General features: G+C 70.5%; 10 protein-coding genes. 3 read left to right on the top strand and 7 right to left on the bottom strand.

The window, feature by feature from the left end:
* Nucleotides 1-346: 346 nt before the first annotated feature.
* Together QK444_RS24465 and QK444_RS24460 are read left to right on the top strand one after the other, a co-directional pair.
* Entirely contained in the window at nt 347-2,350 is a 2,004-nt protein-coding gene (locus QK444_RS24465) for a cysteine protease StiP domain-containing protein (protein WP_282784071.1), read from the top strand.
* Complete coding sequence (locus tag QK444_RS24460; protein WP_282784069.1) at nt 2,350-3,195, top strand: HAD family hydrolase; 846 nt, start codon at nt 2,350-2,352, stop codon at nt 3,193-3,195. The genes QK444_RS24465 and QK444_RS24460 overlap by 1 nt, the downstream gene beginning before the upstream one ends.
* Nucleotides 3,196-3,274: 79 nt before the next feature.
* Here QK444_RS24460 and QK444_RS24455 read toward each other — a convergent pair whose 3' ends face one another.
* The 7 genes from QK444_RS24455 to QK444_RS24425 all read right to left on the bottom strand — a co-directional run bounded on the left by QK444_RS24455 (nt 3,275) and on the right by QK444_RS24425 (nt 9,092).
* Nucleotides 3,275-4,048, bottom strand: coding sequence for an isocitrate lyase/phosphoenolpyruvate mutase family protein (locus QK444_RS24455; protein WP_282784067.1), 774 nt, complete (start codon nt 4,046-4,048; stop codon nt 3,275-3,277).
* Nucleotides 4,049-4,165: 117 nt separating this feature from the next.
* Nucleotides 4,166-4,783, bottom strand: a complete 618-nt coding sequence (dhaL, locus tag QK444_RS24450; RefSeq protein ID WP_039818222.1) for a dihydroxyacetone kinase subunit DhaL — start codon at nt 4,781-4,783, stop codon at nt 4,166-4,168.
* Nucleotides 4,783-5,784: a dihydroxyacetone kinase subunit DhaK gene (dhaK, locus tag QK444_RS24445; protein WP_282784065.1), complete on the bottom strand. Its 1,002-nt coding sequence runs from the start codon at nt 5,782-5,784 to the stop codon at nt 4,783-4,785. Before dhaK ends, dhaL begins: the two co-directional genes overlap by 1 nt.
* Nucleotides 5,785-5,860: 76 nt before the next feature.
* A complete protein-coding gene (locus QK444_RS24440) occupies nt 5,861-6,679 on the bottom strand; it encodes a hypothetical protein (RefSeq protein WP_039818196.1) in 819 nt (272 codons plus the stop codon).
* A 95-nt stretch (nt 6,680-6,774) separates the two neighbouring features.
* Entirely contained in the window at nt 6,775-7,515 is a 741-nt protein-coding gene (locus QK444_RS24435) for an AIM24 family protein (RefSeq protein WP_282784073.1), read from the bottom strand.
* 238 nt (nt 7,516-7,753) lie between these two features.
* Complete coding sequence (locus tag QK444_RS24430) at nt 7,754-8,455, bottom strand: AIM24 family protein (RefSeq protein WP_029930186.1); 702 nt, start codon at nt 8,453-8,455, stop codon at nt 7,754-7,756.
* A gap of 13 nt (nt 8,456-8,468) precedes the next feature.
* The gene (locus QK444_RS24425) at nt 8,469-9,092 is read right to left on the bottom strand and encodes an AIM24 family protein (protein ID WP_282784061.1); all 624 of its coding nucleotides are present in this window, start codon (nt 9,090-9,092) and stop codon (nt 8,469-8,471) included.
* Nucleotides 9,093-9,215: 123 nt separating this feature from the next.
* Between QK444_RS24425 and QK444_RS24420 the strand changes: the two genes are divergently transcribed.
* On the top strand, nt 9,216-10,004 hold a 789-nt coding region (locus tag QK444_RS24420), incomplete at its 3' end, for a TerD family protein (protein ID WP_282784060.1).

Below are 10,004 nucleotides of genomic sequence, written 5' to 3'. Positions count from 1 at the left end.
GGCCGACGGGCCGGTCGCCGATTCCGCCGCGCTCATGCCGGCTACCGGCCGGATGTCGGGAGACGTAGCGCCGCAGGACCGATGGGGTGGGTCGAGCGTCGGCAGCCCGGCCGAATCCAGCCACGTCGGCGGGCCGGGGGAGAGATCGTCAGCGCAGTACGCCGGTCCGACCGGTCGCAGCGGTTCCGCGCTCGATCACCATGGTGTGCCGACGCCTGATGCGGTGACGTCGCCACCGAGCGGCGAGGTCGCCCCTGATAACGCCGATGGGCAGGCGGTGGGCGGCCGGGGGGCTGGGGCCGCCGGTGGCGTTGCCACGCTGGAGTGCGCCGGGGTAGGGCGCCCGGTGATCGTGCTGGGGCACGAGGAGTTCATGTACCTACCGCTGCGTCTCGCGGCGGCGCTGGCGGACGATGGCGTGCCGACCCGGTACCAGACCACCACGCGGTCACCGGCCTACGTGCTGGACGAGCCGGGATACCCGCTGCGGCGCGGATTCCGTTTCACCGCACCGGAACCCGACGACGTCCCGCGGTACCTCTACAACGCCTGCTGGCCGGAGCCCGGCGCGCCCGACCCGATCTTGCTGGTGGTTGTCGACACACCGGCAGACACCGAGCGGCTCACCGAGCCGGGCGGCCTCGTCGACGTCCTGACCGCCTCCGGAGCCGATGTGGTGCTCGCCGTCGTCCCCGACGCCGACCCCCGCGCCCTCGCCGCCGCCCGCACCGACTACCGGATGACAGCGCGGGGCGCCGCCCGGACCGGCGCGACCGTGGGAGAGGCGTCCGCCAGCGTCGCGACTGTTGGTGGCGCGGCCGCGGGTGCCGCGACCGTGGGGGAGATGCCTGCCAGTGTTGCGGCCGTGAGCGGTGCTGCCGGAGCGCGGGCGGGTGGCGTCACGGAGAGCGGCGCGGCGGCGGGCGATTCGGCGGCGGGTGCCGCGACCGTGGGCGATTCGGTCGCGGGCGGTACGGCCGGAGCGCGGGCGGATATCGCCGAGCCGGGCGGCACAACAGCGGGGGTGGCAGTTCCGTGTGGCGCGCCAGTCGGCCATACGACTCGGAAGGTCGACACCGCGAGCAGTGGTCGGCCGGGCGGTTCGACTTCGGACGGTGTGATCGCGGGTGCCGCCGTCTCGGATGGCGTAGCCTCGGCCGCCGCGATGTCGGGTGGCGCCGTGCCGGGCGGCCGGGCCTACGGTGCCGCGGCCGCCGTCGCCGATCCTGCGAACCTGCCGAAACCCCTGCGCGGGCCGGAGTTCGGGTCCTACGCGCCGGACGAGGTGGCCTGGTTGCTCAAGGATCTGTCCGGGGTGGATCTGGAAGCCGATGTGGCGGAGCGGGAGCGGCGGATTCAGGACGGGGTGGCGCATTACGCTGAGTCGCTGCCGGTGGAGTATCAGCCGGACGCGGCGTATCGGGAGCTGTTCGACCGGGTGCTGGACGAGAGCGCCGAACGGCTGGCGCTGGCCGTGGCGACGGTGGCCGAACTCGTTGTCGCCGAACGCGGCGACGAGGTGGTGCTGGCCTCGCTGGCGCGGGCCGGGACGCCGGTGGGTGTTCTCATGCGGCGCTGGCTGCGTTACCGTTCGCCCGCGCTCGAGGTGCCGCATTATGCGGTGTCCATCGTGCGTGATCGCGGCATCGACGCGGTGGCACTGGACTACCTTGCCCGGCACCATGATCCGGCGCAGGTCGTGTTCGTGGACGGGTGGACCGGCAAGGGGGCCATCACCCGCGAGCTCACCGCCGCCCTGGACGCCTACCACGCCGCGGGCGGGGCGCGCTTCGACGACGAGCTGGCGGTGCTGGCCGATCCGGGCAGCTGCGTACGCACCTACGGCACCCGCGACGACTTCCTCATCGCCTCGGCCTGCCTGAATTCGACGGTCTCCGGCCTGGTTTCGCGCACCGTGCTCAATGGCACTCTCATCGGGCCCGGCGATTTCCACGGCGCGAAGTTCTACCGTGAGCTGGCCGCCGACGACGTGTCCGCTCGTCTGCTCGACACCGTCAGCGCACGTTTCGACGCGGTGCGCCCGCGGGTCGCCGACAACCTCGCTGCCCTCCGCGCCGCCGACCGCAGCCCCACCTGGGCGGGCTGGGAGTCGGTGGAGCAGGTGCGGGCCGAATACGGCATCTCCAGCGTGAATTTCGTGAAACCGGGCGTCGGCGAGACCACCCGCGTCCTGCTGCGGCGTGTGCCGTGGAAGGTGCTGGTGCGCGCGGCCGACGCCCCCGAACACGCCCATATCCGCATGCTCGCGCAGGCGCGCGGGGTACCCGTGGAAGTAGTACCCGAGCTGGCCTATGCCTGCATGGGATTGATCAAGGACGTGAAACAGTAATGGTGGACCGAAGACCCGCGCTGTACCGCAAGACCCTCATCGCCACCGATCTCGATCGCACGATGATCTACTCGCGCAACGCCTTCGGCGAGTTTCCGGAGCCGCGCACGGTCTGTGTGGAGCACCTGGAGGGCGCTCCGCTGTCGTTCATGACCGTCATCGCCGCCCAGCGCATGGCGACGCTCACCGCCCCGGCCGCGGTGATCCCGACCACCACCCGAACCATCAAGCAGTTCAACCGGATTCGACTACCCGGCGCCCCCTGGCGATACGCCATCACCAGCAACGGGGGCAATATCCTGGTCAACGGCGTCCCCGATATGCGCTGGCGCATCGACCTCGACGCCGAGGTGCGCGCCACCAGCGCCACGCTCTCCGAGGTCAGTGCCGAACTGCGGGCCCGCATCGACGACTCCTGGGCCACCAAGTTCCGAGTGGCCGACCACCTGTTCTGCTACCTGGTGGTCAAACCCAAACTCGTGCCCACCGGCTTCCTCGCCGACTGGGACGCCTGGTGCCGGGAGCGCGGCTGGTCCGCCTCCCAGCAGGGCCGCAAGATCTACAGCATGCCCACGGCGGTCTGCAAGAGCCGGGCCGTCGCCGAGGTGCGCCGCCGCCTCACCGCCGCCGGGGAACTGCATGCCGGAGCCCGCCTGCTCGCGGCCGGGGACGGCGCGCTCGACGCCGAGATGCTGCGTGCCGCCGACTCGGCCATCCGCCCCCGCCACGGCGAGCTGGAGCAGCTCGCGTGGACCCACCCCAACCTCACCGTCACCCGCAGCACCGGCATTATGGCCGGTGAGGAAATGGTCGACTGGATGCTCGACCGCTCCGAAACCCGTTGACCGCGCCGGTGATCCCGCGGCACGGTCAGGGGTCGGCGGTGCGGCCGTTCCGGATTCGACGGCGTTGCCCAGGAGGTCGTCAGCGCCACCGTTCCAGCAGCCGACCGGCTTCCGCGGCGAGGGCGCGTTGCAGGAACGGGCCGAAGCTCACCCGCGCCGCCCCCGCCTTGGCGAACGCCGCGGGTTCCCCGGACTCCGGCATGGCGATGGCATTGACCGGCAGCGGGAGTTCGCGGCACAGGCGGCGCAGCACGTCGGGTTCGTGGCGGCCGACCGGATAGAGCACGTCGGCACCGGCTTCGGCGGCGAGTTTCAGCCGGGTGACCGCACTTTCGAAACGGTCGGCCGGAGCGTCGGCGGCGGGGCGCAGGAAGACGTCGGTGCGGGCGTTGACCACCAGGTGGACGCCGGTGGCATCGGCGCTCTGGCGCAGCGCGCCGACCCGGTCGGCGTGTTCGGCCGGGTCGCGCAGTCGGCCGCCCTCGCCGTGCACGGTGTCCTCGATGTTCAGGCCCACCGCACCCGCCTCGAGCAGGCCCTCCACCAGGCGGGCGGCGTCGAGCCCGTAGCCGGATTCGATATCCACCGACACCGGAATGTCCACGGCCCCGGTGATTTCGCGGACCCGGGCGACCACATCGGTGAAGGCCATCCCCTCCTGGTCGCTCTTGCCCATGGCGTCCGCGAGTGGATGACTGCCGACGGTGAGCGCCGGAAATCCCGCCTCCCGCACCAGGGTTGCCGACCAGGCGTCCCATACGGTCGGCAGGATCACCGGATCGCCGGGGCGATGCAGGGCGAGAAAGGCCGCCGCCTTGTCCTTCAGCTCGATCATGCCTCGATCCTGCGCCATCGAACCGCTGGACGCCATGGGTGATCTGTCCCTTTACGCCACGGCGCTACCTCGGTGGGCTACGCCGATCCGCGCACCGCAGCGCCTACCGACACGCACCGCGGCGCGCGCCGACGCTCACCGCAGCGCCTGCCGGGCCGCGCGCACCAGCAGCATGGCGCTCATCGCGCCGGGATCGATATGTCCGACACTGCGCTCGCCCAGGTACGACGCGCGCCCCTTGCGGGCCTGCATGGGCGCGGTGGCCTTGCGCCCCGCCTCGGCCGCGGCGACCGCCGCCTCCAGCGCGGTGGCCGGTCCGGAGCCCACGGCCAACTGCCGGTCCAGACAGTCCGCGGCCGGCGCGAGCGCGTCGACCATGGTCTTGTCGCCGCGTTCGGCCTTGCCGCGCGCCATCACGGCCTCCAGCCCGGCGCGGAACGCCTTGGCGAAAGTCGTTACGTCCGTGCCGGATTCGAGGCCATCGGCCACTCGTAGGAAGAAGGTGCCGTAGAGCGGTCCGCTGGCCCCGCCCACGGTCCGCACCAGGATCATGCCGGTCTGCTTGCACACCTCGGTGGCGCTCGCCCCGGGCGCGTCCGCCAGCGCCGCCACCGCCGCGGCCAGGCCGCGCTGCATATTGATGCCGTGGTCGGCGTCGCCGATGGCCGCGTCCAGCGCGGTGAGTTCGGCGGCGCGCTGATCGATCAGCGCCGCGTAGGACCGCACCCAGGCGGCCGCGTTCAGCTTTGCCATCACATCCCCCATCGCAGGGCCGGGGTACGCACGGGCGCGTCCCACAGCGAAACCAGATCGTCGTCGAGTCGAGTCAGGGTTACCGAGCAACCGGCCATATCCAGCGCGGTGATGTACGGTCCCACCAGCGATCGCGCGATCTCGATCCCCTGCCCGCGCAGGATCCGCGCCACCTCGTCGAACATGACGTACAGCTCGATGAGCGGCGTCGCGCCCATCCCGTTCACAAAGCAGAGCACCGAATCCCCGCTGGTGCACGGAAGATCCGCGAGCAGCGGCTCGACCAGCAGGGCGGCCACCTCGCGTGCGGGCGCGAGCGGCATCCGCTCCCGTCCCGGCTCACCGTGGATACCGATGCCGATCTCCATCTCGTCGTCACCGAGTTCGAAGGTCGGATGCCCGGCCGCGGGTACCGTGCACGAGGTCAGGGCCATCCCCATACTGCGCGACCGGGCGTTCACCGCCTCGGCCACCCGCACCACCTCCGCCAGCGGTCTGCCCTGTGCGGCCGCCGCCCCGGCCATCTTCTCCAGCACCACGGTGGCCCCGACGCCGCGCCGCCCGGCCGTGTAGGTGCTGTCCCGCACAGCCACATCGTCGTTCACCACCACCGCCCGCACCTCGCCGCCGGACTCGGCCTCGGCCAGTTCTGCGGCCATCTCGAAATTCATGACATCGCCGGTGTAGTTCTTCACGATGTGCAGCACGCCCGCCCCGGCCTCGACGGCCGCGGTGGCGGCGAGGATCTGGTCCGGCACTGGGGAGGTGAAGATCTCCCCCGGACAGGCGGCGTCGAGCATGCCGGGTCCGACGAAACCGCCGTGCAGCGGCTCGTGTCCGGACCCGCCGCCGGACACCAGGGCCACCTTGCCCGGTACCGGCGCGTCCGCGCGCACGATCAGTCGCCGCTTGGTATCGATACGCAAATCCGGATGGGCGGCGGCCATCCCGGCGAGCGCCGTTTCGACCACATCCCCCGGACGATTGATGAGCTTCTTCACCCGAACGCTCCTTCTGGCGAAAGCCGGTCCGAATTCAGGCTCCCATCACGACCGCCCGCGTGCGCCGGATTCGCGGCTATTCCGCGTTCGCGTCGTCGCCGGTGACCGCGTCGCCACCGAGCAGGGGCGTCTCGTCCTCGAGGGTGCGGGCCAATTCGATATCGGCCACCAGCTGTACCACCAGCTCCCGCAGCGGTGAGGTCGGCAGGTGGTGGGCGGCGAATTCGAAGGGTTCGACGATATCGAGCCCGCCCCGGGCGGCCGCCGTGATCACCCACGGAATGCCCACGCCGTCGGGTGCGACACCGAGTCGTTCGCGCAGCACGTCGGCGGTCTCGTTCATGAGTCCGGTGCGCCGGGCCACCGCATCGGTCATCTGTTCGTCGAGTTCGGCGCGGCGCAGCTCCAGCGCGCCCATATCCGCGCCCCGCTCCTGTGCCCGCGTGGTGCGGACCGATCCGTCCTCGAACACCTGGAAGCCCTCGTTGATGGCGGTGGTGCCGAGGTTCACCTCGGTCTCGGCGAGATCCGGGAGGACGCGCAGACAGTCGAGCACGGCGTCCAGCGCGGTGACCAGCCGATCACGGATCTCGCGTCTTCGCCGCCGCTCGCGGTCGGCCGCGTCGCGTTCGGCGAGCACCTGCTCCACCGCGCGGCCGATCCGGAAGGCCAGGGCCGTGGATTCGGGGGCCCATCCGCCCCGCGGCACGTATTCGCCCTCGCGCGGGGTGATCGAGTCGAGGAAGGCGTTCACGGCGTCGAGCAGATCGTGCAGCTGTTCGCGGGACACGCCGGGGTGCCGGAACGCCCGCAGATACTGTTCGTGCGTTACCGCCGGATCGCCGCGCCCGGTCGGCCGCTGTCCGGCCGCCGGATCGACTCCACCGTCGCTCACTCCGCCGATACTGCCACGGCCGGCCCGCCCGGCGGGCACCGACAGCTGACGACCGGCGTGCCCCGGCGAGTGGTGGTTCTCGGCGGTGTCGGTGATCAGTGCTGCTGCTGGGCGTTCAACTGCTGCATGATCACGCCCTGCAGGCGTTGCAGACCGCTCGGCGTGATCCCGCTCTGGAGCTGGCCCTCCAGGGTGCGAACCAGGTGGGAATCGTCGAGCACCTTCTCCGACGACTGAATGAGCACCGTGCCCGCGCCGGTGAAGTCGAACTGCCGCTCCTCGCCGGAGTTCACGCCGAAGCGCGCGGCACCGGCCGCCAGGAAGCTCGAGATCCAGCGTTCGTCGTAGTGGTGGCTCGGCGACGGGCAGTCCGCCCAGCCCACCAGCGCCTCCGGATCCACCCGCAGCGGCGGTTCGGCGAACATGACCGGGCCATTGGAGGAGGCCAGGAATGTGCCGGTGCCGATGAGGGTGAGGAAGCCGGGCACGATCGACTGGTTCAGCGACAGGCCGGGCTCGAATGCCAGCAGATTCGCGGCGCGCACGGTCAGGTTGCCGTCGTCGAGGTCGTAGGAATTGATGTCGTAGCCGCGGTCGCCGATGATCAGCTTCCCGTGTCCCTCCGCCACCACGTAGTCGCCGGTGAACAGCGGTGCCGAGAACTGCTGCGCCACCATGTGCATGAGATTGCCCTGCACGCCGTGCGACAGCGACTGGAACCGCATATCGCCGTAGTAGGCGATCATCGCGCCCTTGCGCATGAACCAGGGCCGGTCGAGATCGATGCAGTAGGCGTAGTTGTTGCCCGGAATATTGTCGCTCGCACCGAGATTCATCGGGTTCAGAACCTGCGGCTGCTCGCCCTGATAGCCGCCCGCGAACGGCTGCTGACCCGTCCCCTGGTATCCACCGGGCTGATCGGGGTACCCGCCGGGCTGCTGGTATCCGCCCGGCGGCTGTTGATAACCGCCGGGTGGCTGCTGGTAGCCCGGCTGCGGCGGGTAGCCGCCCGGCTGATTCGGGTAGCCGCCCTGGGGATTCTGGTATCCGCCCGGATTCTGGTAACTCATCGCTTCACAGCTTCTCTTCGGATGCCTGCACGAATACGACGCCTTGGCCGACGCAGTGCAGCTGCATCGCCTCGCCCGAACCGCGCCCGACCGCGTCGCGCCAGCTCATCGCCGTCTTCAGTTCCGTCTGCACGTTGCCGTAGGACGCGACGAACGCCTGCGGGTCCACCACCACCGGATTCGGTCCGCCGACCTGCAATTCGATGAAGCCGCCGTGGCCGAGCAGCACCGCCGCACCCTGACCGGACAGCTGGGTGGTGAACATGCCCTGGCCGGTCAGCACCCCCGACGCCGCACCGCGCAGCGCGCCCATCAGGCCGCCGCCGCGCCCGCCCTGGCCGCCCGAACTCGCCACCGACACAATCGAACTCTGCAACCCGGCGGTATTGGCCAGCAGCCGCGACGCCTCCACGCGCAGGGTGGCCCCGGGCTGCATGTGCACCACGTGCACCTCCAGACCGGCGAAGCCGTAGTGCACCTCGCCATTGCCCTGCGCCAGCATGGTGCGTTCGTGCTCGCCCGCCATCATCCGCCCGGCCATGCCCATCAGGCCGCCCATGCCGCCCATCTGGTTCGCACCCGGTACCTGATGCGGGGAGAACGAGATGTCGCCCTGGTAGAAGAGCATCGAGCCGGTGCGCGCGACCACGCCGCCCGCCTGGCCCGCATGGACCTTGACGACCTTGCTGTTCACTTTCTCGAACATCGCGTGCGCCCTCTCACCGCTCGGCGGGCTGGATCAAGACCACGCCCTGCCCCTCCCAGCGCAGCGAGAACGCCTCCCCGCCGCCCTGGCCCATGACCGACCGCCACGAAACATCGGTCACGAAGGACTGATTCAGATTGCCGCGCGCCGCCACGAACGCATCCGGATCCACGACCAGCGGATACTGCGGCGACACCTCCAGATGGATGAGCGGGCCGCCCGCCGACAGCAACGCCACCTGGCCCTGGCCGCTCACCTTGGTGGTGAACAGGCCCGCGCCGGTGGCCCCGCCGCGCAGGCCCGCGAAGGTCACGTCGGTGCGCAGATTCCCGGCGAACGCCAGCAGTTGCTGCGACTCCACCTGGAGGGTGTCGTTGTTCAGGTTCACCACGGTGACGTTCTGGCCGTTCACGGCGAAGAAGACGCGCCCGTTGCCCGAACATTCCATGAGTGAGAGCGATTCGCCGGTGGCACGGCGCTTCAGACCCGCCAGCACACCGTCGCCGCCACCGAAACCGGCGCTCTTGAACTGGACGCTTCCCTCATAGGCGACCATCGACCCGGAGATCGCCCGGATACTGCTCCCGGCGAGCTGCGCCTCGATGACCTTCTTCGATTTTTCGAACAACTGCGCCATGGGTGCTTCATGTCCCCCGGTACTCGGACTGTCGCCGTCACCCTAACCGAAAACCCTCGACGCAGGTACGGCGTGTTTCTCGTAGAGTGGCTGACGAACGCACCGACAAGCGAAGGGTCGATCTTGTCCGCAACACTGGTTAAGGGCCAGAACGGTCCTCTGACCGTCAACGACGTCGTGATCTCGGTTCAGATCGGCGCACCCGCGGATGTGTCCGCACTGCTGGTCACCGAGAACGGAAAGGTCCGGTCGGACGCCGACTTCGTCTTCTTCAACCAGCCCAGCGGTCCCGGCGTGAACCTGCAACCCGCGCCGTCGGGGCAGCCCGCCGCGCTGGCGGTGTCGCTGTCGGCGGTACCCGCCGATATCGCGCAGATCCGGGCCGTCATCACGCTCGACACGCCCGGCGGCAGCTTCGGGCAGATTCCCGCGCCCGTCGCCCACGTGTCCGACCAGTCCGGAAATCCGTTGTTCGAGTACCGGATCGAGGGGCTCAGCAGCGAATCCATCGTGATCGCACTGGAACTGTATCGGCGACAGGGCAGTTGGAAGGTGCGCGCCGTCGGGCAGGGCTACGCCGGTGGTTTCGCCGCGCTGGTCACCGATCACGGCGTGCAGGTGAACGAACCGGCCGGCCAGCAGCAGGCTCCGCCGCCGCCCCGGCAGCCGCAGGCGCCCGTACCGCCGACCCCGGCATCACCGCCACCGGCATCACCGCCACCGGGGCAGTACCCGCCGTCCGCGCCGGACTACCCGCCCGCCGGTGGCTACCCGCCGCCGGGACAGGGTGGCTACCCGCCGCCCGGCCAGGGCTATCCGCCGCCGGGACAGGGCTACCCGCCGCCGGGTGGCACCGGATATCCGCCGCCCGTACCGGATTACGCGCCGCAGGGCGGCTTCCCGCCGGGGGGA

This window comes from Nocardia sp. CC201C (assembly GCF_030010695.1).
Classification (GTDB): domain Bacteria; phylum Actinomycetota; class Actinomycetes; order Mycobacteriales; family Mycobacteriaceae; genus Nocardia; species Nocardia otitidiscaviarum.
Note: the sequence above shows the minus strand (reverse complement) of the source record. Positions and strands in the feature narration are given on the sequence as shown.

What these genes read in the sequence shown, in the direction of transcription:
- QK444_RS24460 (WP_282784069.1), top strand. Translation starts at nt 2,350, where the DNA reads ATGGTGGACCGAAGACCCGCGCTGTACCGCAAGACCCTCATCGCCACC.
- QK444_RS24455 (WP_282784067.1), bottom strand. Translation starts at nt 4,048, where the DNA reads ATGGCGCAGGATCGAGGCATGATCGAGCTGAAGGACAAGGCGGCGGCC.
- dhaL (WP_039818222.1), bottom strand. Translation starts at nt 4,783, where the DNA reads ATGGCAAAGCTGAACGCGGCCGCCTGGGTGCGGTCCTACGCGGCGCTG.
- QK444_RS24435 (WP_282784073.1), bottom strand. Translation starts at nt 7,515, where the DNA reads ATGAATCTCGGTGCGAGCGACAATATTCCGGGCAACAACTACGCCTAC.
- QK444_RS24430 (WP_029930186.1), bottom strand. Translation starts at nt 8,455, where the DNA reads ATGTTCGAGAAAGTGAACAGCAAGGTCGTCAAGGTCCATGCGGGCCAG.
- QK444_RS24425 (WP_282784061.1), bottom strand. Translation starts at nt 9,092, where the DNA reads ATGGCGCAGTTGTTCGAAAAATCGAAGAAGGTCATCGAGGCGCAGCTC.